This window comes from uncultured Tateyamaria sp. (assembly GCF_947487805.1).
GTDB lineage: Bacteria > Pseudomonadota > Alphaproteobacteria > Rhodobacterales > Rhodobacteraceae > Tateyamaria.
On record NZ_CANKXW010000001.1, the window covers coordinates 415,700 to 438,930 of the forward strand.

The 23,231-nt window shown below is 63.9% G+C and carries 19 protein-coding genes; 4 read left to right on the top strand and 15 right to left on the bottom strand.

The annotated features are described in order from the left end of the window. The first annotated feature begins 60 nt into the window (after positions 1 to 60). Entirely contained in the window at positions 61 to 1,857 is a 1,797-nt protein-coding gene (lepA, locus tag Q0949_RS02105; protein ID WP_299367875.1) for a translation elongation factor 4, read from the top strand. A gap of 8 nt (positions 1,858 to 1,865) precedes the next feature. Next, a complete protein-coding gene (locus tag Q0949_RS02110; RefSeq protein ID WP_299367878.1) occupies positions 1,866 to 3,275 on the top strand; it encodes a hypothetical protein in 1,410 nt (469 codons plus the stop codon). Positions 3,276 to 3,286: 11 nt separating this feature from the next. On the opposite strand, the gene rbsD is transcribed toward Q0949_RS02110, so the two are convergent. From rbsD to Q0949_RS02160, 10 genes are all read right to left on the bottom strand, one after another. Continuing rightward, entirely contained in the window at positions 3,287 to 3,661 is a 375-nt protein-coding gene (gene rbsD, locus Q0949_RS02115) for a D-ribose pyranase (RefSeq protein WP_299367881.1), read from the bottom strand. A gap of 45 nt (positions 3,662 to 3,706) precedes the next feature. After that, complete coding sequence (locus Q0949_RS02120) at positions 3,707 to 4,051, bottom strand: hypothetical protein (protein WP_299367884.1); 345 nt, start codon at positions 4,049 to 4,051, stop codon at positions 3,707 to 3,709. A gap of 198 nt (positions 4,052 to 4,249) precedes the next feature. After that, positions 4,250 to 4,816: a PA14 domain-containing protein gene (locus Q0949_RS02125; RefSeq protein ID WP_299367887.1), complete on the bottom strand. Its 567-nt coding sequence runs from the start codon at positions 4,814 to 4,816 to the stop codon at positions 4,250 to 4,252. Between the two features lie 118 nt (positions 4,817 to 4,934). Then, positions 4,935 to 5,414, bottom strand: a complete 480-nt coding sequence (locus Q0949_RS02130; protein ID WP_299367890.1) for a class I SAM-dependent methyltransferase — start codon at positions 5,412 to 5,414, stop codon at positions 4,935 to 4,937. Continuing rightward, complete coding sequence (locus Q0949_RS02135; RefSeq protein WP_299367893.1) at positions 5,411 to 6,157, bottom strand: polysaccharide deacetylase family protein; 747 nt, start codon at positions 6,155 to 6,157, stop codon at positions 5,411 to 5,413. The genes Q0949_RS02130 and Q0949_RS02135 overlap by 4 nt, the downstream gene beginning before the upstream one ends. Continuing rightward, positions 6,147 to 7,283, bottom strand: coding sequence for a glycosyltransferase (locus tag Q0949_RS02140; RefSeq protein ID WP_299367896.1), 1,137 nt, complete (start codon positions 7,281 to 7,283; stop codon positions 6,147 to 6,149). Before Q0949_RS02140 ends, Q0949_RS02135 begins: the two co-directional genes overlap by 11 nt. Further along, complete coding sequence (locus Q0949_RS02145; RefSeq protein WP_299367899.1) at positions 7,274 to 7,864, bottom strand: histidine phosphatase family protein; 591 nt, start codon at positions 7,862 to 7,864, stop codon at positions 7,274 to 7,276. The genes Q0949_RS02140 and Q0949_RS02145 overlap by 10 nt, the downstream gene beginning before the upstream one ends. Further along, positions 7,861 to 8,928 carry a glycosyltransferase family 4 protein gene (locus Q0949_RS02150; protein ID WP_299367902.1) on the bottom strand — a complete coding sequence of 356 codons (1,068 nt, stop codon included), beginning with the start codon at positions 8,926 to 8,928 and terminating at the stop codon, positions 7,861 to 7,863. Before Q0949_RS02150 ends, Q0949_RS02145 begins: the two co-directional genes overlap by 4 nt. After that, complete coding sequence (locus tag Q0949_RS02155; protein WP_299367905.1) at positions 8,925 to 10,184, bottom strand: glycosyltransferase family 4 protein; 1,260 nt, start codon at positions 10,182 to 10,184, stop codon at positions 8,925 to 8,927. The genes Q0949_RS02150 and Q0949_RS02155 overlap by 4 nt, the downstream gene beginning before the upstream one ends. Continuing rightward, on the bottom strand, positions 10,181 to 11,404 hold the full coding sequence (locus Q0949_RS02160; protein ID WP_299367907.1) for a glycosyltransferase: 1,224 nt from the start codon (positions 11,402 to 11,404) through the stop codon (positions 10,181 to 10,183). Before Q0949_RS02160 ends, Q0949_RS02155 begins: the two co-directional genes overlap by 4 nt. 311 nt (positions 11,405 to 11,715) lie before the next feature. Between Q0949_RS02160 and Q0949_RS02165 the strand changes: the two genes are divergently transcribed. After that, complete coding sequence (locus Q0949_RS02165; protein ID WP_299367910.1) at positions 11,716 to 14,052, top strand: mechanosensitive ion channel domain-containing protein; 2,337 nt, start codon at positions 11,716 to 11,718, stop codon at positions 14,050 to 14,052. Positions 14,053 to 14,130: 78 nt separating this feature from the next. After that, positions 14,131 to 16,200, top strand: coding sequence for a DEAD/DEAH box helicase (locus Q0949_RS02170; protein WP_299367913.1), 2,070 nt, complete (start codon positions 14,131 to 14,133; stop codon positions 16,198 to 16,200). Between the two features lie 5 nt (positions 16,201 to 16,205). Here Q0949_RS02170 and Q0949_RS02175 read toward each other — a convergent pair whose 3' ends face one another. Genes Q0949_RS02175 through Q0949_RS02195 form a run of 5 tightly spaced genes read right to left on the bottom strand, consistent with a single transcriptional unit; the run spans position 16,206 to position 23,161 of the window. After that, the gene (locus Q0949_RS02175) at positions 16,206 to 17,282 is read right to left on the bottom strand and encodes an enolase C-terminal domain-like protein (protein WP_299367915.1); all 1,077 of its coding nucleotides are present in this window, start codon (positions 17,280 to 17,282) and stop codon (positions 16,206 to 16,208) included. Beyond that, positions 17,282 to 18,436, bottom strand: a complete 1,155-nt coding sequence (locus Q0949_RS02180; RefSeq protein ID WP_299367918.1) for an ABC transporter permease — start codon at positions 18,434 to 18,436, stop codon at positions 17,282 to 17,284. The genes Q0949_RS02175 and Q0949_RS02180 overlap by 1 nt, the downstream gene beginning before the upstream one ends. Before the next feature lie 3 nt (positions 18,437 to 18,439). Continuing rightward, a complete protein-coding gene (locus tag Q0949_RS02185; RefSeq protein ID WP_299367921.1) occupies positions 18,440 to 19,468 on the bottom strand; it encodes an ABC transporter permease in 1,029 nt (342 codons plus the stop codon). Next, positions 19,465 to 21,399 (bottom strand): ABC transporter substrate-binding protein, encoded by a 1,935-nt coding sequence (locus tag Q0949_RS02190; protein ID WP_299367924.1) that lies wholly within the window; start codon positions 21,397 to 21,399, stop codon positions 19,465 to 19,467. The genes Q0949_RS02185 and Q0949_RS02190 overlap by 4 nt, the downstream gene beginning before the upstream one ends. Next, positions 21,392 to 23,161 carry an ABC transporter ATP-binding protein gene (locus Q0949_RS02195; RefSeq protein ID WP_299367927.1) on the bottom strand — a complete coding sequence of 590 codons (1,770 nt, stop codon included), beginning with the start codon at positions 23,159 to 23,161 and terminating at the stop codon, positions 21,392 to 21,394. The genes Q0949_RS02190 and Q0949_RS02195 overlap by 8 nt, the downstream gene beginning before the upstream one ends. Positions 23,162 to 23,231 lie beyond the last annotated feature (70 nt).

A 23,231-nucleotide genomic window follows, 5' to 3' on the forward strand; every position in this document is an offset into this window, starting at 1 on the left:
CACCCCACCTGCGACACCAACCCCATTGACCACCCCCGAAAACCCCTACATATCCCAACCATGACACCGCTTTCACATATCCGCAATTTCTCCATCGTCGCCCATATCGACCACGGGAAATCGACCCTCGCCGACCGGCTGATCCAGTCCACCAACACCGTGGCCGACCGGGACATGAAGGAACAGCTGCTCGACAGTATGGATATCGAACGCGAGCGGGGCATCACCATCAAGGCCAACACCGTCCGCATCGACTACACCGCGCAGGACGGCGAGCATTACGTGCTCAACCTGATCGACACCCCCGGCCACGTGGACTTTGCCTACGAAGTGTCCCGCTCCATGCGCGCCGTCGAAGGCTCGCTCTTGGTTGTCGACAGCACCCAAGGGGTCGAGGCACAGACGCTGGCCAATGTCTACCAGGCCATCGACGCGGATCATGAGATCGTGCCCGTCTTCAACAAGATCGACCTGCCCGCATCCGACATCGACCGCGTCGCCGAACAGGTCGAGGACGTGATCGGCATCGACGCCTCGGGCGCCATCGCGGTGTCGGCCAAAACCGGGCAGGGCATTCAGGAAACGCTCGAGGCCATCGTCACCCAGCTGCCCGCGCCCAAGGGCGACCCGGACGGCGATCTCAAGGCCATGCTGGTGGACAGCTGGTACGACAGCTATCTCGGCGTCATCGTCCTGATCCGCGTCATCGACGGCCGCCTGAAAAAGGGCGAACGGATCAAGTTCCTGTCCAACGGCACCCTCCACCACGTCGACCGCGTCGGCGTCTTCCGCCCGCAGATGGAAATGGTGGACAGCCTCGGCCCCGGCGAAATCGGCTTCCTGACGGCAAGCATCAAACAGGTCCGCGACACCCGCGTCGGCGACACGATCACCCACGAACGCAAAGAGGTCACGGCACTGCCCGGCTTCAAGCCCGCGCAACCGGTGGTCTTCTGCGGCCTCTTCCCCGTGGACAGTGCCGAATTCGAGGACATGCGCGACGCCATCGACAAGCTCGCCCTCAACGACGCCTCGTTCAGCTTCGAGATGGAAACCTCCGCCGCCCTCGGCTTTGGCTTCCGCTGCGGCTTTCTCGGCCTGCTGCACCTCGAGGTCATCCGCGACCGGATCGAGCGGGAATACAACATCGAACTGATCACCACCGCGCCCTCGGTGATCTACCACGTCTACATGCGCGATGGGTCCATGATCGAGCTGCACAACCCCGCCGACATGCCCGACCTGTCCATCGTCGACCACCTCGAAGAGCCGCGGATCAAGGCGACCATCCTCGTGCCCGACGACTACCTCGGTGACGTGCTGAAACTCTGCCAGGAACGCCGCGGCATCCAGCTGGACCTGACCTATGCAGGCTCCCGCGCCATGGTCGTCTATGACCTGCCGCTGAACGAAGTGGTGTTCGACTTCTACGACCGCCTGAAATCGGTGACCAAAGGGTACGCGTCCTTTGACTACCAACTGACGGGCTACCGTACTGATAACCTTGTGAAAATGTCGATCCTGGTAAACGACGAACCCGTGGACGCCCTGTCGATCATGGTCCACCGCGACCGCGCCGAAATGCGCGGCCGCGCGATGGTGGAGAAACTCAAAGACCTGATCCCCCGCCACATGTTCAAAATCCCGATCCAGGCCGCCATCGGCGGCAAAGTCATCGCCCGCGAGACGCTGTCGGCCATGCGCAAGGATGTGACGGCCAAGTGCTACGGCGGGGATGCGACGCGGAAGCGGAAATTGCTTGATAAGCAGAAGGCGGGTAAGAAGAAGATGCGTCAGTTCGGGAAAGTAGATATCCCGCAGGAGGCGTTTATTTCAGCGTTGAAGATGGATGGGTGAGAATCGTGATGGAAGAGAGTTTGAAATCTGAGAATCCCTCGCTCCCGTCTCGCTATGAAGACCTCGACATCGGATTTAGAGGCCGGCTCAAAGCAAATAAGGAACTGAACGCTCTTATATCGTCCACTTTTCGAAAAAAACAGATTACTGGGGGCATTGGTTTTCTGCCTATATTTGGTGCGTCCGGTAGCGGTAAGACATCAGCCATTATGGAAACTGGAACTCACCTTCCTGATACGTTTGTATACCAATTGGATTCAGAGAACATTGGCGACAAAGAGAGCATTTTGAAATCCATTGAGATGGCAAAAGTAGATGCTGACGGCAGGCCGATTATTGCGGTAGTTGATCAGTATGAAGAAGCTGTTGCAACCAGGTTAGAATTGCCCACCTCCTTTATTGAGAGCTTAGCTATCTTAGATCGCAATGAATTAAAGGATGGTGGTATAATTTTTGTTTGGCTTACTACTAGCGAAGAATTTCAAGAACTGCTTGTCCAAGCAACTAGCCGAAATAGCAGAATTCTAGTTCAAAAAAATTTCTCAATAGATGGACCACCCAAGGACGAGTGGCCGGAAATCGTACTTGACACATTCGCAGCGCACAACAGCGAAGCTCCACTTTCTGATTTCGACATCTTGCCAACAGACATAGCTGAGATAAGCAAAAGGAAGGATACGCTTGGCGACACAATAGAAGCGGTAGCAGAGCGCCTGGTAGACTCAATTCCGGACTTCCAAAACATAGCAGAGTACCGGGTTTGCATGCTTTGGCCTGTCACTGACGGTGCTCGGATTAATTTAATACACCAATTCACAGAACCAAAACAGGGCTATAAGTTAAATTTTGACGCATGGCATCGCAGCCTAAATGTGCAAGACCAGAAGACACTCCCTCTTCATGAACTTAACCGCGCACGATTGTATTTCGACTTTCGGCTAATTCCGATAGCAGCAGCTGATTTGCAACCAATCTGCCAGCGTTTAGATGAAGAAAAATTCGAATTCCGAAAGTCTTACACTGATCGTATTCGAACGACGCATCTCTACTCGATCATTTCCGGAAAATGGAACTCAGCAAATTATGCTCCGCTAAGAGAGAGAAAATCACAGCGTGCCGACGCTGCCCGAGAGTGGTATCCAAGTGTAACACAACATCCGACAAAAATCGGTAAAAGAATAGCCCAATGCTTCTCTCATATGGGAGTTCCATCTGAATATGAAGAAAAAATTGAAACTCGTCACTCGTCTGTAACTGCAGACGTTTTGTGCGCGGCTCCTTTCGAGGGCCAGCGTCAAACGATAATTGAGCTAAAAGCGTTCGCACCTGAAAATACAATGCCTTCAACGATTGCTGGCCAAATAAGAATCACACTTAAGAAACATGCTCAACTGGCTGGTTTTTTAGCGCGCCAGTAAAATTAAACACCTCAAAAAACCACCCCACTCACCAACCCCACATTCGCGTAAGGCGTGCCTTCCCCTGTCCGCACCACCGCGACCGCTCCGGCGCTGCGCTCCTTGAACACCTCGTGGCTCACCAGATCGCACTGCACCCGCGCGTCGATCTCGCCGCCCACGGCCCCTGCCTCCTCCGCGCGGAAGGCCGTCTCCACGCACATCTCGCTCAGCACCGTGTCCAGCACCTCCAGCATCGCGGGCACTCCAAGCGTCACCGCCAGATCGACGCAAGGCACCCCTGCGGGCACGGGCAATCCTGCGTCCGCGATCACCAGCAGATCGCCGTGTCCCAGCCCCGCCACGATGCGCGACAGCTCTGCGTTCAAAATTCCGGATTTCTTCATGACGCCACCTCCGCGCCCGATCCTAGCCGACCGCGCCGCACCGGGCTAGCGTCGCGCGGCCTTCCACGCGGCATAGCCTGCGTCGTCCATCCCCATGGGCGGGTAGTCGCCCGACAGCGGCAGCACCGGCTCCGACCGCCAGCGCGCCCTGTCCTCGATGGCCGCCACCCGGCGGGCGTGGTCCACGCGCGCGCGGTGCAGCGCCTCGTCGGGGTTCAGGCCGATGGCGCGGTGCAGCACCATTTCGTCGCGCATCGGGATCACCACGCACATCGGTTTGCGGTGGTGGTGCAGCCACAGGTGCCCCATCTCTTCGTGCACGAATTTCAGCTCTCGGCTGGCGTGTTTGCGGAATTCCGTGAAAGAAATCTTGCGAATTTCGGTGGGCATGGTGACGCACCCCTTGGGCCAGTGGACAAAACGTACACTTTGCCGCCGAAACCGTGCGATTCATCAAAAACGGCCCCAAATCGCGTGATCGGGGCCGTCGATGACTGTGCAGATCGGGGCCGAAACTGTACGTTTGCGACCCTAGCGTCGTGGCCTCAGCCTCCGGTTAAGACACCGTGCGCCGTGGACACCATATCGTCACTTGTGTCCGAATGCCGCGTTGGGCATCCAGTCGGGCGCGCCCTTGCCCGCGCGCATGTGCAGGCAGGCGGAGCCCACGCGCTGGAAATAGGTGATGTCCACCGGGTACCATCCGGCCTGCGGCACCTCGACCTGCACCGCGCGGGTTTCAAAGCATTTCTGCCGCCCGTCGAAATAGCCGACGGTCTGGCCGCCTACCTTTGCGTCGAGGCCATCATTGGTCAGGAAATCAACGGTGTAGGTGCCGGCGCTGTCGAACTTCACAAAGCCCGAGATGCCCGCCACCACGTGGTGCGCCTGCTTGGATGTCAGGGTCTTGTCGCCATCGCGCGTGTCGCGGTAGTCGAGCCCCTTGAGCGCCGGTCCGGCCTTGGCCCGCTTGAGGGCGCGGTTGGCCTGGTTCAGGCTTTTGACATCCGGCGGATAGGCGTATTTGACGGCGAGGCCGGGCTTGAGCCCGCTGGGCTGCGGGCTGGCGGGTTTCAGTTTCAATGGTGCCGCCGCGACGGCCGTTGCAATCAATAGGGACGTCGCGGCCAAAACGGCCGTCTTCAAAATCGTCATTCATTTACTCCCGTTGGACTGGCCACTTTGGTGTGACCTTGAATCACAGCGAGTGTAGAAGGCCCCACAGGCCACTGACAACAGTTGAGCCGAGAAACGTGATGAAACCCATACGGGACTACACGTTGCGATAGAAAAGATACCGTTCCGGGTCCACTGTGTCGGGTCCCTTGATCTGCTCAAGGCCAATCAGCGGCTGTTGCGACAGGACCAGCCCCCCCGGTGCCATCACCGCGGTGATGAGCGGGCTCAGCTCTGCACCCTCGGCCACGTCCTTTTCCTTGACCCCGTAACCAAAGTCGTAATGCGCAAGCGCCATGCGACGGCCATCGTCCGCCAGCTTGCGCAGCATGTCCGACGCCTCGCCTTTCAGGAAATCTTCCTCGGGCGGGATGCAGCTGGGATGCGGTTTCAGCACCCGGTCGATGACCCAGATCCGGCGGTCGGGGATCTCTTGGCGCAGGTGGTCATAGGTGCGCCCGTTGCCCAGCCCCATCTCCAGCACGTCGCCCGCCAGCGGAGCGATCAGATCAGCCGCCCAGTTGATACCGTCGATCTGTGCTGTCAGGCGGCGGCGCATCGATTCAAGTCTGCTCATGTGCGTGTCTCCAGTGTCCAGGGGGTGGCCCCGCCTGACATCATTTCGTGTATGAATTCCCGACTGAAACCCCAGATCGCGTCGGTGTGAACAAGGTGGTGCGTGAGGTAGCCGAGCGGCTCGTCTGCATCCTCCTGGCCGCGGCGGCGCGCGTCCAGATGGGCGGCGGCCTGTGCAATCAATTGCGCGGGATCCACGAGGTCGCGGGTACCTTTCCACCAGATCGGATCGATATGGGTGTTGATCTGTGCGACGCCCTTGGCGGCCTCTGACGCGGGCCGTGGGCCGAAGGTAGACAGCGCCGTAAATCCTTGTTCGCCCAGCGTTTTCGTCACCGTTTCGGCAATGCGGTTCCAGGGCGGCACAAATATCGGGCAAAGCGCGTCACCAAAGAGCATGCGCATCCGCGCCAGCCCCTGCGCCGCTTCGTCCACCGCTGCCGTGCGGGGCGTCTGAAACTCGTTCTTCTTGCCCACGCCACCGCTGTGATCCGCATGGGCCCAGCCGTGGACCACCGGGATCATTCCGAAGCGCGCAGCACCGTCCACGACCGTCTGGTCGGCATGGGCCGGGATCACCGCCAGATGCACGGGCAGGGCGCAGTCCGCCGACAATTCCCCCAGCCGCGTCAACGCGGGCGTGGCGGCAATGGCGTCGTCGTCCCGCCACCAGAACGGCACGGCCACGCCGTCGCGGCGGCACGCGGCCAGAGCGTTGCGCAGGGGCGTCCAGTCATGTGCCATGGGCGTGCCTTTCGTACAGTGTGTCGATGATCCCCACCGTGGCCTCGGCCCCTGACATGCCATGGGTCCGTCGGGGCCGCTCGGGCGCAGCTATCACGCGGTCCAGCGCGGCCAGCACACCGTCCGGGGTCAGCGTTTCCAACCGCGCGCTGGCGATGCCGGGCTGGGCGGCCAGCGCATCGGCGCGAATGCCCTGTTCGACCTCGCCACCCTCGTCAAAGGGCACGAAAAGCGCGGGCACACCGGTTTGCAGAACGTCCATCGCCGTGTTGTACCCGCACATCGACACGGATGCGGCAGCCCCCTGCAACAGGGTGCGAAAATCGGGCCGGGGCGGGTCCACGGACAGGTTGGCAGGCGCGCGCGCGGCGATCTGAGCCAGCCGCTCCGGCCCGCCACCCACCAGGCAGCGCCACGTGCGATCCGGGTCGCGGCGGGCGGCTCCCAGCACCAGATCAAACAGCGCATCGCCCACGGCCCCGCCCCCGGCACTGACCAGCACCTCACCATGCTGCGGCACGTCCGCGTCGGGCGGGGCCGGGGCCACGAACCCGGTGTAGTGCAGGCGTTCGGCCAGCATCTGAGACACCGGCCAACTCCGGTCCAGCGGGATCAGGTCGGGGTCCGAATGGACCAGAACGCCGTCATAGAATTGCGCGACCATGTCGTCGGCAAAGGCGGCCTTGGCCGGTTTGCTGGGCGGCGCGAGGATGTCGCGGATCGAACTCAGAACCAGCGGGCGCGGCTGCATGCCCCTTGCCTGCGCCAAAAGCGCGCCGAACTCCGCGCGCAGGATACGGCGCCCAAAAGGAAAGAGTTCGGTGATCAGGACCTGCGGCGCGACCGCGGCCAGCGAGTCCGACAGCAGAGCCTGTCGCTGGGCGTGCAGCGCATCGGTGGCCACCGCGCCATCCGCGTCCAGCAACCGGGTGAAATCCACCCCGTCCGACCGCAGCGGCGGCAGCTGCACAAGGCGCAGGCCTGAGGTGTCGAAATGCGGCACCGGGCCGCCGCCACTGACCACGGTGACGTCCCGACCCGCCGCCGCCAAGGCACGGCCCAGCGTCAGCGCGCGGGCCAGATGGCCGGTGCCCAAAAGGTGTGTGACGACGATCATCACCCGCATGGCGCACGCTCCACCAAACGAACGGGCGTGTCCTCGGCGCGCAGTGCCGACCCATCCACGTGCAGCACGAACAGCCGGTCCCGCTTGATCCGGAACGGGGCAGGGCCGTCAAAATCCCATCCTGTGGCCATCGCCATCAGCACCCGCATCACGCCGATATGGCACACGGCGACAGTGTCGCCTTGCAAGCCGCCCAGCCACGGCAGCAACCGGTCGCGCAGGTCGGCGGGGCGCTCGCCCTCGGGCGGGGAAAACTGCCAGCCCCAGTCCTCGATGTCCCGAAAACCGGCCTCCGGATCGGCGCGCAGCACGGCGCCTTGGCACCCTTCCCATGCGCCCCAGTCCATCTCCATCAACGCAGGTTCCGCCCGCGGCGCGCGGCTTGAAACCAGTGCTGCGGTGTCCATCGCGCGGCGCAGGGGACTGGCGACAATGTCTGCGGCGGCCCAGTCATCGGGCAGGCGCAAGGCGGCCAGATGCGCGCGCGCGGCGTCATCCAGCGGGATGTCCGTGCGCCCCTGAATGCGGCCCGCCCGGTTCCATGCGGTGTGACCATGGCGCAGCAGGGCAAGGCGGGTCATGTCAGCGTCTCCAGCACCGTGTTCAGCCGTGCGGCGGCGTGGCCCAGCAGATGGGCGGCCCCGACCTGCGCGCGGGCCTCTGCGCCCGCCTGCGCGCGCGCCGCCCTGTCGCGCAAGAGCCGTTCGAGATGCGCGGCCATCGCGGCGGGGCCATCGTCCACGGGCGATTGCAGGCCCGCCACCACGTCGCGCACGCCGGGACGGTCTTGGGCCACCACGGGCACACCGGCGGCCTGCGCCTCAAGGTATGTCAGGCCGAAGGCCTCGTTCACACCGGGCCAGAACAACACGGCCGCCCGCCCATACTGGTGCCGGAGCGCGCCCGCGTCGCAGGCCCCCAGCATCCGCACCCGCGCGCCAAAGGGGGCCATCAGGGCCGCCACCTGCGCCCGTGCGGCACCATCACCGGCAATGTCCAGACGCCACTCAACCCCCTCGGGCAGCAGCGCCAGCGTCTCCGCCACCAGCCGATAGGAGGCCAGCTTGTCGCCGTCGCGCATCATCGCCACGGTCAGGATCGGACCGTCCAGCGTGCTGGCGTCGGGCAGGTCCGCGCGCACGAGGAACGGCGGCAGGTGCTCCAGCCTTTGAGCGTCCGGCGCGTCGCGGCGCAGGGTCTCTGCATCGCGGTGGGTGAGGAAAAATATCACCGCAGCCGCGTCGCTCGCGGCCTCGGCGGCGGCGGCGAACCGCGCCCATGGCCCGGTCAGACGCTTGCGCGCCCGCGTGCTTTCCAGCTGCACGTAGGGAATGCCAAGGGCGCGGCTGACCGCCGGACCGATCAGGTCGGGCGCCTTGTAGTAGTTGTGGTAGGTGACCCAAACCTGCCATGCGCGCGCCTGCGGTTGTGCGACGATGCTATCCACGGCACGGGACGCGGCGTCAAACAGTGCATCCTGTCGCGCCCCATCCCCGGTCCCGTCATACAGCCGGAGGTCAGAGGCTACGTCGACCGTCCGCCCCGTGGCCTCCAGCGCGGCGATCAGCGCGCGCGCCATGGTCCTGTCGCCCGACGGCACGGGATGCGTCGGCGGCTTGAGGGGGGCATAGAAGGCAACCGTCATTCGGCCCGCGGCGCCTGCATCACATCGTTCAGGCGTTGGGCCAGCTGATCGATGCCGGGCTGCATCTGGAACTCTGCCCGCAGCCGCGCAAGGGCCGCGTCGGCCATGGCGGCCCCCTTATCGGGATGCTCGGCGAGGTCCTGCATGTTCTGCGCCAGCGTGGCGGGGTCATCCGCGCTCAACACGCCGTGCACGCCGGTGTCGATGAACTCCGGGATGGCCGACACGGGCGTTGACAGAATGGGCAAGAGCTGGCTCGCCGCCTCCATCAGCACATTGGGCAGCCCGTCGCGGTCGCCGTCCTCGGCGATGCGGCTGGGCAGGACAAAGAGGTCAGAGGCACGCATCGCCGCGATCACCTCGGGCTGGTCGCAGGCCCCGCGCCAGGTGATCCGGTCGTGGATCCCACGCGCTTCGGCCCGCGCGCGCATCGTGTTGCCAAGGGCACCGCCGCCAATATGGGTCCAGTGCCAGTCGACATGGGCCGGCAACAGCGCCAGCGCGTCGATCAGCCGGTCAAATCCCTTCTTCTCGACCAACCGGCCCACCGACACCATGCGGAACGGATCCGTGGGCGCGCGCATCGCGCGGGCGGGCGGTTCGGGAAACCGGGTCAGGTCGAGCCCGTGATAGATCAGGTCCACAACGGTCCCGCCGGACAGCGCATTGAGGTGATCGGCCCCGAACGCCGTACACGTGGCACCAAAGGCAGCCCCTGCGGTGTCGGGGCTGAGCTTTTCCTTCAGTTCCCAATCGGGAGAGGTCCAGATATCCTTGGCATGGGCCGAGAACGACCACGGCACCCCGCGCAGCATCGCCGCATAGCGTGCGACCGAGGACGGCGTGTGCAGGAAATGGGCATAAAGTGCTTCGGTCTCCGGGGGCAGCTCGCGCGCCATGACGCAGGCCTGCCCAAAACGGCGCACCCGGTTGCGGTTGCGGTCGCGTTTGAAATCCCGCACGAATTGCGCCGCCGCAGGCCAGAACCCGGGCCGCAACAGCGCCGCACCGATCCCGCGCAGCACCCGCAGCGGTTCCTGATGCAGGTATTCCGGAAGGTACAGAACCTCAGCGTTCAGCTGGTCATGCAGCGGGTGGGTCTTGGCATCAGTCGGATGGCGCAGCGACCAGATCGCGAAATCGATGCCCGCGCGTTCCAGCGCCACCAGTTCCTGCGCGATGAACGTCTCGGACAGGCGGGGCCATCCCTTGACCAGAATGGCAAGGCGGGGGGCGGGGGCTGGGCTGCGGGTCATTCGGCGGCGTCGCTCAGCGTGTCGTCCATCAGGGCCGCGGCGCGCGCATTCACCACGTCGAGCCCGTCCAGCAACCCGTCGGCACCTGCGTCCGAGGGGCGGTTTTGGTGGGGCAGGGCGCGAATGGCCGCGACCATCGAGGCGGGCGTCAGCCCGTCGCGGAACTGATCCAGATTGCGCACAAGGCCCAGCTCTTCGGCGCGGTTGGCGCGGATCCACTGTTCCAGCCGCGGCTTGGTCCGGGGCACGATCACCGCGCGCTGGTCAAAGGACAAAAGCTCGCAGAAGGTGTTGTATCCGCCCATGCAGATGACGCCCTGCGCCCCGGCAAAGAGCGCCTCGATCCGGCTGTCGAACCCTGTGGCCGTGACGCGACCGTTCAGGGCCGCCACGCGGGCCTCGAACCCGTCGCGGGTGTCACCGGACAAAAAGGGGCCATAGACCAGCACCGCATGCGGGCTCAGGTCGGGATCCTGTTCATAGGCCTGCAACACCAGATCGACCATCGCCTCGCCATCGCCGCCGCCACCGGGTGTGACGAGGATATAGGGCGTCTCCGGCACATCCGCCGGGTCGATAATGGCGCGCCGCAAATAGCCCGTCCAGACCGTGCGGTTGCGCACCGCGTCCGACAGCGGCAGGCCCTGCGTCGGGTCATAGACCGACCGCACCCCGTACACCCACAGCTCGTCATAGAAATCCTCGGTGGCCTCGATCGCCCCCTTGCGCGCCCATTCGGTGGCCAGCACTTCGGCCTCGTCCAGAACGTCGCGCAGGCCCAGCACGATACGCGTGCGGCCCGTCCGGCTCAGATGTTCGAGCGTGGGCAGCAATTCGCCCCGGAACCCGGTCGGTTCCTTGTCGACGATCAGCAGGTCGGGATCATATTGCGCCACGGTCGACGCAATCAAACCGGCGCGCAGCGCCGTCGTCGCCTCGATGTCCATGCCCGAGGTCTGGCTGACATAGCTGCCATCGGCCAGTTTCTTGACCCCCGGCAGCCGCACGTGATCGACAGCATGGGGAAAGGTGAACCGCCCCGCAACGGGGCTGCCGGTCAGGATGATCGCGGAACTGACGGTGCCCGATTGGGTCAGCGCCGAGGCCAGCGCCCGGCTGCGCCGCAAATGGCCCAGCCCGAACGTGTCGTGACTGTAGAGCACGACGCGCCGCGCGCGCGGTTCTGTCTGATCCGGAGTCCCGGTTGCGGCGTGGCCCATTGTCTTCGTCTATTCCCGTTTCTTTCCGGAGGTGCACCGGTCTTTTGCCCAAAAACCCGTCCACGCACCGGACCATAACCACATCACGCGTCAACGCCAAAGCGGTGCAGATTGCTTTGACCCCAGCGGACGGGATCTTGCGGCATCTGCGCCACAGCGCGGGCGATATGCCATGGAACGCCGCACAATGCAAAACACGTCTGCGTACCGCATGCGCACGGCGCATCACAATGGAGCCCGGCGCGATTGTCATCGTCCAGCCGCTGGCGTAGCGTTCGGGCGCACGTCAACACAGGGGCGGTGACCGACAGATGATGGAACAGTGGATCAAGCGCTTGATGGTCGTCTGCCTTTTTGCGGTGATACCCGCGCTGGCGCAGGCGCAGGGTCTGACCACCTTGCTTCCGCAGGCTCCGGCACAGGAGGCGGCGGATACCGACATCGCCGACATCATGCGCACCGCGGCCGAAAACGGGGTGAGCGTCGTCGTGATCGACAGCGACGGGCGCGTCCTGAGCCAGGTGGGCGACAGCGCGGCCTCGACCCCCGCCACCGACCCGGGTGGCGCATCGACCCTGATGGCCATTCAGGACGACGCGCTTGCCTTTCGAACGGCACTGGTGAACCGGTTCCTCAACCTGCCCGTGGCCTTCAACGAGGTGATCTATATCCTGCGCGCCACCAGCCCGGACGGCACGATATTCGCCTATGTCAAAGTGCTGATCTACAGCCTGCTGCTGTTCGGCGCGGGCATGGTGTTCGAAAGCCAGATCTACGGCAAACGCATGGCCAAACGCTTTGTCGTGGCGCGGATCATGGACAGCCCCCGGGGCTATGGCGAAAAGATGCCCTTTCTGGTGTTCCGCTTTTTCATGGGCGTGGTGGGCATCCTCACGTCGATGGCTGTGGCCTATGTGCTGGGGTTCCTGATCTTTGGCCCGCTCGAGGACCCCGCACTGCAATTCACCGTGTCGCTGATCAACGCGGGCTACTTCATGGTGCGGGTCACCTCGGGTGTGTGGCGGATGATCCTGTCGCCCTATCTGAGCCAATACCGCATCCCGATGTTCTCTGACCACGATGCACGGCGGTTGCACCTGTGGCTGACAGGCGTTGCGGCCATGGGTTTCTTTGCGATCCTCTTTGGCGTCTGGATCCAGGAACTGGGCCTCAATTTCGAAGTCTACGTCTTCCTGTTTTCCCTGCTCAGCTTTGCGGTGATGCTGCTGAATATTGCGATGGTTTGGGCGAACGGGCCCGCGATCACGCTGGCCATCCTGAACGGCAAACGCGCCCGTGACGCCACATGGGTCCTGCGCACGCTGTCGCGGATCTGGGCCCCGCTGGCGGTGGTCTATTTCCTCTTTGCCTGGAGCGATCAGACCTACCACCTTGTCCTGGACGAGGCGCTGGGCGTGCCGCTCTTGGCGGCGGCCTGGGCGATCCTGACGGTGATCATCGTGGTCTACGGTGTCATCAACTACCTGATCGAACGCAGTTTCGAACGCGCCCGGATGCTGCGCGAACGCAACGAAGCCACAGGTCAGATGCCCGGCGTCCAAACGGCCCAGACCGACCTGCAAACCGGCCCGCGCATCATGACCTTCGAAGGGCTGGCACAACGCATCGCCGGTATTCTTGCCTTTGTGGCCGGCACCTACGCCTTTGTGGCGATCTGGCAACCGGGCACCAACATGATGGGCGAAACCTGGGCCGACAGGCTGCTGGATGTGATCGTCATCCTGTTCATCGGCTATATCGCCTACAATGCCTTCCGCATCTGGATCGATAACAAGATCCGCGAAGAACAGGGCGATCTGGTCGAGGCGGAACTGGGCGACGAGGGCGGCGGGTCCTCGGCGTCGCGTCTGGCCACGCTGCTGCCACTCTTCCGCAACTTTGTCCTGCTGGTGATCGTGCTGACCATCCTGCTGATCGTCCTGATGGAGCTGGGCATCAACGTAGGCCCGCTCTTTGCCGGTGCGGGCATCGTCGGTGTCGCCGTCGGGTTCGGCAGCCAAAGCCTTGTGCGGGACATCTTTTCCGGTGCGTTCTTCCTCTTCGACGATGCGTTCCGCAAGGGCGAATATATCGACGTGGGCGGGGTCAAGGGCACGGTCGAGAACATCAGCGTGCGGTCGTTCCAACTGCGCCACCACCTCGGCGCGCTGCACACCATCCCCTTTGGCGAGATTCAGGTGCTGACCAACTATTCCCGCGACTGGGTGATCATGAAACTGCCCCTGCGCGTGACCTATGACACGGATGTGGAAAAGGTGCGCAAACTGATAAAGAACCTCGGCGTCGCCCTGCTCGACGATCCGGTGATCGGCGACAATTTCATCCAGCCGCTGAAATCGCAAGGCGTGATCGAAATGCAGGACAGCGCCATGATCATCCGGGTCAAATTCATGACCAAACCGGGCGACCAATGGCTGGTCCGCAAGAAGGTCTACGAGGAAATCCGCGCGCTGTTTGAACGCGAGGGGATCAAGTTTGCCCACCGCGAGGTGACGGTGCGTCTGGCCGATGGGCAAAAATCCGACGAATTGACGGACGAGGACCGCAAGGCCATCACTGCCGCCGCGCAAGCCTCGATCGAGGAAGAATTGCTGGAAGATGCCGCCGATTTCGGCGACGACCGCTGATCCCCCTCGACATGGGCGCAGAAAGGGCATAGGCGCGCAACCTTTGGGGCTGCTGCCCCGTCTGACAGGACCGTTCCCTTGATCGCACCGCTTCAATCCGCGCTGACCGCCCGTGGCTATACCGACCTGACCCCCGTGCAAACGGCTGTGACCGACCCCGATCTGATCGGGTCCGACCTGCTGGTCTCGGCCCAGACCGGGTCGGGCAAGACGGTGGGTTTTGGTCTGGCCCTCGGGCCTACGCTGCTGGGAGAAGAAGAGCTGTTCGAGCTGGCCGACGCCCCGCAGGCGCTGGTCATTGCGCCGACGCGGGAACTGGCGATGCAGGTCAAGCGCGAGCTGGGCTGGCTTTATGGCGAGACGGGCGTGGTCATGGCCTCTTGCGTGGGCGGCATGGACATGCGCGACGAACGCCGCGCGCTGGCCCGTGGCGCGCATATCGTGGTGGCCACGCCGGGCCGCCTGCGCGATCACATCATGCGCGGATCCATCGACCTCACGGCCATTCGCGGCGTGGTTCTGGACGAGGCGGACGAGATGCTCGATCTCGGCTTTCGCGAGGACCTAGAGTTTATCCTCGGCGAATGCCCCGACACCCGCCGCACGCTGATGTTCTCAGCCACCGTGCCTGCGCAAATCGCGAAGCTGGCCAAAACCTATCAAAAGGACGCGGTGCGCGTTGCCACCACGACCGGCGAAAAGCAGCACGCCGACATCACCTATCAGGCGATGATGGTGGCCAATCACGACGCCGAAAACGCGATCATCAACATCCTGCGCTATCACGAGGCGCCCAATGCCATCGTGTTCTGCAACACCCGCGCGATGGTCAACCGTGTCACCACGCGGCTGTCGAACCGGGGCTTTCCCGTGGTTGCGTTGTCGGGCGAGTTGACGCAATCCGAACGCACCAACGCGCTGCAAGCGATGCGCGACGGGCGCGCGCGGGTCTGCGTGGCGACGGATGTGGCCGCGCGGGGCATCGACCTGCCCAACCTCGATCTGGTGGTGCATGCCGAACTGCCGTCGAACCACGAAACCCTGCTGCACCGTTCGGGCCGTACAGGCCGCGCGGGCCGCAAGGGCACCAGCGCGCTGATCGTCACGGCCAAGGTCCGGTCCAAGGCCATGCGCATCCTGAAATCCGCCAAGCTGGACGCCGACTGGGTCGACGCCCCCTCGGCCGAGGCGGTGCGTGCACAGGACGAGGCGCGCCTGCTCCAGGACCCGGTGTGGACCGATCCCATCACCGAAGGCGAGGCCGACATGGTTGCCAAGCTGGCCGGGCAGTTCAGCACCGAACAACTGGCCGCCGCCCTTCTGCGCATCCACGGCCACCGCCACTCGGCCCCCGAACACCTCTCTGCCGTGAATGAAAAGGCCCCCAAGGCGCGCGCGCCCTTTGGGCCCAGCACGTGGTTCTCCGTCACCGGTGGCCGCGATCAGGGCGTCGAAGTGCGCCGCCTTCTGCCCATCATCTGCAACGCGGGCGACATCACCAAGGACGACATCGGCGCGATCCGCATCCAGAACGACATGTCCTATGTGGAACTGAAATCAGAGGCCGTCGCAGGCTTTGTCGCCGCACTTGGCGCATCCATGCAGGTCGAAGGCGGGGCCAAGGTTACCAAGCTGGACCAAGTGCCCGACGCCGCCTCACAACCCAAACCACGGTTCGAAGGCAAGCCCAGGCGCGACTATGACGACGCGCCCAAACCGCGTGCCAAGCGGGACTATGACAGCCCGAAGAAACCCTATGAACCCAAAGCCAAGCGCGGGTTTTCAGATGGCCCCAAACCCTCTCCGCGCCGGGTCTGGGACAGCGATGCCGCTCCTGCGCCCAAGCCAAGGCCGCGCAATGACGCGGCCCCCATCGACTGGAATGACACCTCGACGCCCAAACCGCGCAAGCCGAAACCGGGGGCCAAGCCCACCGGCAAACCGCGCCACACCAAGGCCCCGACAACCCTTGAAAAGGCGGTCAAGGACGGCAGCGTGACAACGCCCAAGAAACCCCGTCACAAGACCGCGCAAAAGGGCAAGCCCGCAACTGGCGGCGCGCCCAAGACGGCAAAATTCAATTCGAAAAAGAACAAGGCCCGCCGCGCCGCAGGCCAGGGCGGCACCCAACCCCCGCGCCGCAAGTAACCGCGTCAGGCGGCGCTGTGCGCCGCCACCTTGGCGTCGTCCCAGACAATGCCAAGGCCCGGACCGCGCGCAGTGACGCGGCCCTGGTCCAGTGCCATCGGCTCTGTCATCAACCCGCCCGCAACGTCCAGCCACTCCAGGTATTGCGCGCCGCGCGTGGCGGCCAGCGCGTGGGCGGATGCTTCGATGAACAGATGGCTCGAGACGGGCACGGCTGCGGCCTCGGCCATGGCCGCCGCCTGCACCCAGCCCGTTATGCCACCGATCTTGATCAGGTCCGGCATCGCGTAATCGGTTGTGCCGGCGGCCAGCGCACGGGCTGCATCCGCCGGGTGCCACCAGTTTTCCCCCGATTGCAGCGGTGTGGACACCGCCGCCCGCACGCTCTGGTAGGCGGCGAAATCCTCCGCCGCCACGGGCTCCTCGACCCACAGCAGGTCAAGGCCCGCATCCTCGATGGCGCGGATCCGGCGGATCGCTTCCGGTGCGTCAAAGGCCTGATTATAGTCCAGCATCAGATCGCGGTCCGGCCCCATCATGTCGCGCACCACGCGCAGGGCGGCGACATCCTCTTGTACCGATGGAAAGCCCAGCTTGACCTTGATCGCCTCGAAACCCCGGTCCAGCGATGCCGCAATCAGATGCTCGTCACGGCCCGGCACAAACACGCCTTGGCTGTCATAACAGGGCAGGGCGCACGGGCTGGCCCCCAAGAGCGCGCACACGGGCTGACCCAACGCCTTGCCCTGCGCGTCCCACAGCGCCAGATCGACCCCCGCCAGTGCCATGCCTACGACACCTTGACGGCCCAGCAGGCGAAACTGCGCCTCTGTCTGGCGCGCAATATCCAGCGGCAGGGCGGATGCCCCTTTCAGCGTCTCGCCCAACCCTTCCAGAGACGTCACCAGCGGTGCCAGCATCAGCGGCGTGTAGGCAAAGATATACCCCGTACCGGTCACGCCCGCGTCGGTCGTGACGTCTACCAGCACCAAGGGGGCCGCCGGGATCACCGCCTGCGCCGTGCTGATCGGTTGGGCCAGCGGCGCCATCACGGCGCGCGCCTTGATGCCTGCGATCTGCATCAGCCCTTGTAGGGGTCAAGGCTGTCGCGCAGCCCGTCGCCGAGGAAGTTGAACGCCAGCACCACGATGATGATTGGTAGCATCGGGATCGCCGTCCACGGATAGATCTCGATGCTTGCCAGGTTCTGCGCATCGTTCAGCATCACGCCCCATGACACCGCAGGCGCGCGCAGGCCAAGACCAAGGAAGCTGAGCGCGGTTTCCCCAAGGATCATCGCCGGGATCGAAAGGGTGGCCGATGCAATCAGGTGCGACATGAAGTTGGGCAGCAGGTGCCGCCGGATCACCCGCCCCGGTTTGGCCCCCATCATCTCTGCCGCGCGCACATATTCCTCCTCTCTCAACGAGAGGAACTTACTTCGGACCGCACGGGCGAGGCCGGGCCAATCCAAGAGCCCTAGGATGATACTGATGATAAAGAACACCGACACCGGCCCCCAATTCGACGGCACCGCCGCGGAGAGGGCCAGCCACAATGGCAGCTCGGGCAAGGACCGCAGGATCTCGATCGCGCGGTTCACGACCCAGTCGACCCAGCCGCCGAAATAACCCGCGATGGCCCCGAACCCGATGCCCAGGATGAACGACACGGTGATCCCGATCAGACCCACGGTCAGCGACAGCTGCGCCCCGTAGGAAATCCGCGAAAACACGTCCCGCCCCAGCCGGTCAGAGCCAAAGATAAAGATCGTCGCCCCCTCGGGCGCACAGAACAGGTGTCGTTCGGTCGGGATCACACCGAACAGGTTGTACTCCGTCCGCTTGCAAAAGAACTGGAGCGGCATGGGCCGCGTCTCGTCCGTGATATAGGTCCAGCGGTAATTCTCCAGATCCGCCACCGCCTCGGTCGGATAGACAAAGGGGCCGATATAGTCGCCCTCGTGCCAGAAACGGATCGCCTGCGGCGGGTGATAGAGGTAGTCCGCGCTGCGTTCATTGGGCGTATAGGGCGAAAAGAACCCGGCGAAGGGGATCGCCATGTAAGCCAGAAACAGGAAGATCCCCGACAACAATCCCAACCGGTGCCGCCGGAACTTGCGCCAGACCAACAGCCAGTTGGGCGCGTCCATGTCGGACCGGTCGATGGCCGACAGATCCACGTTCGGATCATAGGGGGCGTCGTCGATATAGCGACCGTCGGGCAGGGTGCTCATGTCTTATCCTTCCCGTGCGCCATAGCGGATGCGCGGATCAAGCAGCACCAGCAAGAGGTCCGAAATCATCGTCCCGATCAGCGTCAGCAACGCCACGAACATCAGCACGAAGGCGGCGAGGAACTGGTCCTGTGACTTCAGCGCCGTCAGCAGCGCGGGCCCGATCGTCTGAAGGCCCAGAACCACCGACACCAGAACCGACCCCGACACCATCGCAGGCAGCAGGTTGCCGATATCTGCGACAAAGGGGTTGAACGCCATGCGCAGCGGGTATTTCGTCAACAGCCGCGAGGGCGCCAGCCCCTTGGCCATCGCCGTCTCCACATAGGGTTTGCTCAGCTCGTCCAGCATATTGGCGCGCAACCGCTGCATCATGCCCGCCGCACCCGATGTCCCGATCACAAAGGTCGGCACGATCAGGTGCACAAGGATCGACTGCACCTTGCCCAGCGACATCGGCTCGCCTTCGTATTCCGGGGCCATCAGGCCGCCGATGGGCAGGCCAAGGTATTTGTGCCCATAGTAAAACAGCATCAGCGCCAGCAGAAAGTTCGGCGTGGCAAGGCCGAGATAGCCGATGAAGGCGGTGGTATAATCCACCCATGTGGCCGACCGCGCCGCGGCCAGCACCCCCAGCGGCAACGCCACCAGATAAACAAACAGAACCGCCGCAAGGTTGACCAGCACTGTCAGCCACAGCGCATCGCCCACGATCTCGGCCACTGGCGCGTCGAATTCAAAGGACCAGCCGAAATCGCCCTGCAAAAGGCCGGAAAATCCCTGCGGGCCGGGGATCACGCCGACCCAGATCAGGTATTGCTGCCACAACGGCCGGTCCAGCGCATATTCCTGCCGCAAGAACTCGGCCTTGGCCACGCCCTCGGCCTGACCGGTGGCGCGCAACTCGGCGATCTGGTTGGACAGGTAATCGCCGGGGGGCAGGTTGATGATGATAAAGATCAGCATCGACACCACGATCAGTGTCAGCACCATCGTCAGCAGACGATAGGCCGCATAGCGCAGAAACATCATTCGCTCACCTGCGCCAGTTCTTCGTCGGCAAAGTAGAATTCATCGATCCGGTGTACGCCGAAATGCGCGCCGGGATCCCAGGCCCATTTGCCAAACTCGGGCACATTGCGCAGCCGGTCCGATACGACCACGGGCTGGGGTGCTTCGGACAGGATGCCGATGCCGTATTGCTGATCGGCGTGGATCGCCAGCATCTCGCGCCACACGTTGGACCGGGTGTTGGTGTCGGGCTGTGCCGCCCACATGGCGGCCAGTTCCATCAGGCGCTGGGCGGCGGGCATGTCCACGGGTTCACCCGCCTGCCCGTTGGTCTGGTAATACTGGCCCCATTTCGGCCAGGCGAAAAACACCTGATCGGTCGGCGCAAGATAGGCAGGGGGGGTATAGGCCTGCGGAATGCCATTGTCCCAGCCGAACCACACGGCGGCCATGGTCACCCCGGAAAACACCCGGTTGCGCAGGATGTCCCGGTCAAGCGGGCGCATGATCAGCTTGATGCCCAGATCCCGCCAGGTGTCGGTGATGATCGCCAGCGCGTTCTCGACCTCCTGCCGCTCGCCCGCCGTCTCGATCACGAATTCCATGGGCCGCCCATCGGGCAACAGCCGGTAGCCGGCCTTGTTCCGCGTGGTCAGGCCCATTTCGTCCAACATCAGGTTGGCGGTGTCCGGATCATAAAGTGACCACTTGGTCAGGTTGCCGGAATCGAAAAACGGGCTCTTGGCCAGTGCGGTCATCCCGCCTTCCTTGCCCAGCCCGAAATAGAGCGCGCGGTTGATCATGCGCCGATCAATGCCCATCGACAGCGCGCGGCGGAACCGCGCGTCGCGGATGATGTCGCGCCAGACCGGGTCGGCAAAGTTGAGGTTGGGATAGATCGCAATCTGGCTCGCCGCGCCGTTGGCCCATAGATAGGTGCGGTAGGGCGCGCCATCGGCCTCGCCCTTCTTGAGGATGGACACGTCGCGGAAATCGAGGCCCCGCGCCTGCAAATCCGCCTCGCCCGCATTGGATTTCGCGGCGACAAGGCCAGACCCCACGATATCCATCTCGACCACGTCGATATAGGGCAGGTGCGTGCCCCGCGCGTCGACGCGGTGGAAATAGGGGTTGCGCACGAAAAGCTGGCGCGACTGGCCACCGGTGCTGGCGGGCATCCATGGCTGCAACGTGGGCAGTTCGTGATTGTCGAACTTGTACATGTTGTCGAGCTTGTTGTGCAGCGGCGCCCAGCCCCGGACACGCTTGCGGTCGATCATTTCCTCCATCTCTTCCATCGTGTTGAAATCCACGTGGAACTGTTTGAGGTAATGGGACGGGCGGTAGATGAACGGCGGGCTGGCCTGTGCCAGCGATTGCAGGAACATCGGGTTCTGCTGCGGGAATTCGACCACCACGGTGTAGGGATCGGGAAAGGTCATCGTGCCCACTTCGCTCGCGACGCGCATGATCTCGGGCGGGCCGTTGGGGCTCAGTTCGGCGTTCTGGGCGACGTGATCCCACCAGTACTGGAAATCCGCCGAGGTAAAGGGCACGCCGTCCGACCACCGGTGGCCGGGCCGCAGGTGCAGGGTGAACTTGCGCCCGTCCTCGACCTCGTAATCGCGCAGGATGTCCGCCGCCAACTGGTAATCGGAATCGTATCCCACCAGCCGGGCATATCCATAGACAACCATCTGCCGCACGTCCTTGGACCGCGTGACCATGGTGCGCAGCGTGCCGCCCTGCTTGCCAAAGGTGCGGCCCTTGGCCTCCAGATCGACAATCAGCGGCGTGTCGGGGATGCGGTCCACGGCCGGGTCCATCTGGCCCTTGGCCACCTCGGCCGCCCAGAACCCGCTTTCGTTCACGACGGGCTGTGCCCATGCTGGGGCGGCCAGAACGGCAGCAGTGATCAGAGAGGTCAGCAATCGGGTCGGTCTGTCAAACATGGCAGCGCACCTTGTGTCCGGGTTCAATCTGGATGAGGTCGGGGGCCGCCAGCCCGTCAAAGCGGAACATCTCGGGCCAGCTGGCGGGCGATCCCGCCCCGCGCGCGACCTGGGCCAGGTCAATGGGCCGTTTGACATCCGGCTCGGGCTGCGCGGCGATCAGCGCCTTGGTATAGGGGTGGCGCGGGTTGTAGAACAGCGTCTCGGGGGGGGCCTGTTCGACGACCATGCCCTGACGCATCACCGCGACCTCGTCGGCAATGCGGGCCACGACCGCCAGATCGTGGCTGATGAACAGATAGGACAGGCCCATCCCCTCCTGGATGCGTTCCAGCAGGATCAGGATCTGCTCCTGCACCGACACATCCAGCGCCGAGGTCGGTTCGTCACACACCAGCAGCACCGGATCGAGCGTCAGCGCGCGCGCAATCGACAGACGCTGCCGCTGGCCGCCGGAAAAGGCGTGCGGATAGCGCTTGAGCATGTCCGGGTTCAGGCCCACCCAGCGCAGCATCTCGGCGGCCTTGTCGCGCCGGGCGGTGCGGTCGCCGATGCGGTGGATCTCCATCGGTTCGGTCAGCGCCTCCTGCACCCGCATCCGCGGGCTCAGCGATGAATAGGGGTCCTGGAACACCATTTGCGCCTGTTTCTGAAAGGCGACCTTCTGGGCGCGCGACAATTCGTCGATGCGCACGGGCGCGGCCCCCGCTTCTGCGCGGAACAGCACTTCGGATCCGGCATCCGGCACCTCGGCCCCCAGTGCGATGCGGGCGCAGGTGGTCTTGCCCGACCCGCTTTCGCCGACAACGGCCAGCGTCTTGCTGCGCGGCAGCTTCAGCGACACGTCGCGGCAGGCATGCACCTGCTTGGTGGCGCGCCAGCCGCCTGCACGGACCGTATAGGTCTTGGAGACGTTGTTCAGCTCGAGGATCAGGTCATCCTCGACCACAGGTGCGGCGGGTGTCGCGACCTCCGGGATCATCGGGGCGGCGGCAAAGAGCTTCTTGGTGTAGCCGTGGCCCGGCGCGCCCAGAACCGCCGGGGCCGGACCGCTCTCCATGACATGGCCCTTGTTCATCACCACGACGCTGTCGGCCATGTTCGCCACCACGCCCAGATCGTGGGTCACAAGGATCATGCCCATGCCGGTGTCGCGTTGCAGATCCTTCATCAGGCCCAGCACCTGCGCCTGCGTCGTCACATCAAGCGCGGTTGTGGGCTCGTCCGCGATCAGCAGATCGGGCTTGGCCACCATCGCCATGGCGATCATCGCCCGCTGGCGCATGCCGCCCGACATCTCGAACGGATAGGCGCGGAACGCGCGCTCCGGGTCGGCAAAGCCCACGCGCTCGAACGTTGCCAGAACGTCCTTTTTCGCCTCGGACGCGGTCATGTCGCGGTGCAGGGTCAGCACCTCGGCCACCTGATTGCCGATCCGGTGCAGCGGCGACAGCGACCGCATCGGTTCCTGAAAGATCATCGAAATCCGGTCGCCGCGCACGTCGCGGATGTCCCGCTTGCTCAGTTTCAGAAGGTCGGTGCGCGATGTGCCGGTGCCAAACTGGATCGTACCGCGGCGCAGCTGTGCGGTGCCGGGCAGGATCCGCAAAATAGACCGGCACGTCAGTGTCTTGCCCGACCCGCTTTCCCCGACCAGCGCCAACGTCTCGCCCGCATCGACGGAAAAGCTGACCCCCGCGACGACGGGCGGCGCGGTGCCGAACCCGATAGACAGGTCTTGTACGTCAAGCAGCGGGGCCATTCTTGGTCCTTTGTCTCACATCAGGGCGCAAACCGCAGTCAACCCGATTCCACCCCATACGTCCATACAC

Bases quoted from the DNA above. Each gene is read 5' to 3' on its own strand.
- Q0949_RS02180 (WP_299367918.1), bottom strand. From the start codon at position 18,436: ATGAGCACCCTGCCCGACGGTCGCTATATCGACGACGCCCCCTATGAT.
- rbsD (WP_299367881.1), bottom strand. From the start codon at position 3,661: ATGAAGAAATCCGGAATTTTGAACGCAGAGCTGTCGCGCATCGTGGCG.
- Q0949_RS02190 (WP_299367924.1), bottom strand. From the start codon at position 21,399: ATGTTTGACAGACCGACCCGATTGCTGACCTCTCTGATCACTGCTGCC.
- Q0949_RS02135 (WP_299367893.1), bottom strand. From the start codon at position 6,157: ATGGCACATGACTGGACGCCCCTGCGCAACGCTCTGGCCGCGTGCCGC.
- Q0949_RS02165 (WP_299367910.1), top strand. From the start codon at position 11,716: ATGATGGAACAGTGGATCAAGCGCTTGATGGTCGTCTGCCTTTTTGCG.
- Q0949_RS02185 (WP_299367921.1), bottom strand. From the start codon at position 19,468: ATGATGTTTCTGCGCTATGCGGCCTATCGTCTGCTGACGATGGTGCTG.
- lepA (WP_299367875.1), top strand. From the start codon at position 61: ATGACACCGCTTTCACATATCCGCAATTTCTCCATCGTCGCCCATATC.
- Q0949_RS02130 (WP_299367890.1), bottom strand. From the start codon at position 5,414: ATGAGCAGACTTGAATCGATGCGCCGCCGCCTGACAGCACAGATCGAC.
- Q0949_RS02110 (WP_299367878.1), top strand. From the start codon at position 1,866: ATGGAAGAGAGTTTGAAATCTGAGAATCCCTCGCTCCCGTCTCGCTAT.
- Q0949_RS02140 (WP_299367896.1), bottom strand. From the start codon at position 7,283: ATGCGGGTGATGATCGTCGTCACACACCTTTTGGGCACCGGCCATCTG.
- Q0949_RS02160 (WP_299367907.1), bottom strand. From the start codon at position 11,404: ATGGGCCACGCCGCAACCGGGACTCCGGATCAGACAGAACCGCGCGCG.
- Q0949_RS02155 (WP_299367905.1), bottom strand. From the start codon at position 10,184: ATGACCCGCAGCCCAGCCCCCGCCCCCCGCCTTGCCATTCTGGTCAAG.
- Q0949_RS02120 (WP_299367884.1), bottom strand. From the start codon at position 4,051: ATGCCCACCGAAATTCGCAAGATTTCTTTCACGGAATTCCGCAAACAC.
- Q0949_RS02125 (WP_299367887.1), bottom strand. From the start codon at position 4,816: ATGACGATTTTGAAGACGGCCGTTTTGGCCGCGACGTCCCTATTGATT.
- Q0949_RS02150 (WP_299367902.1), bottom strand. From the start codon at position 8,928: ATGACGGTTGCCTTCTATGCCCCCCTCAAGCCGCCGACGCATCCCGTG.
- Q0949_RS02145 (WP_299367899.1), bottom strand. From the start codon at position 7,864: ATGACCCGCCTTGCCCTGCTGCGCCATGGTCACACCGCATGGAACCGG.
- Q0949_RS02195 (WP_299367927.1), bottom strand. From the start codon at position 23,161: ATGGCCCCGCTGCTTGACGTACAAGACCTGTCTATCGGGTTCGGCACC.
- Q0949_RS02175 (WP_299367915.1), bottom strand. From the start codon at position 17,282: ATGCAGATCGCAGGCATCAAGGCGCGCGCCGTGATGGCGCCGCTGGCC.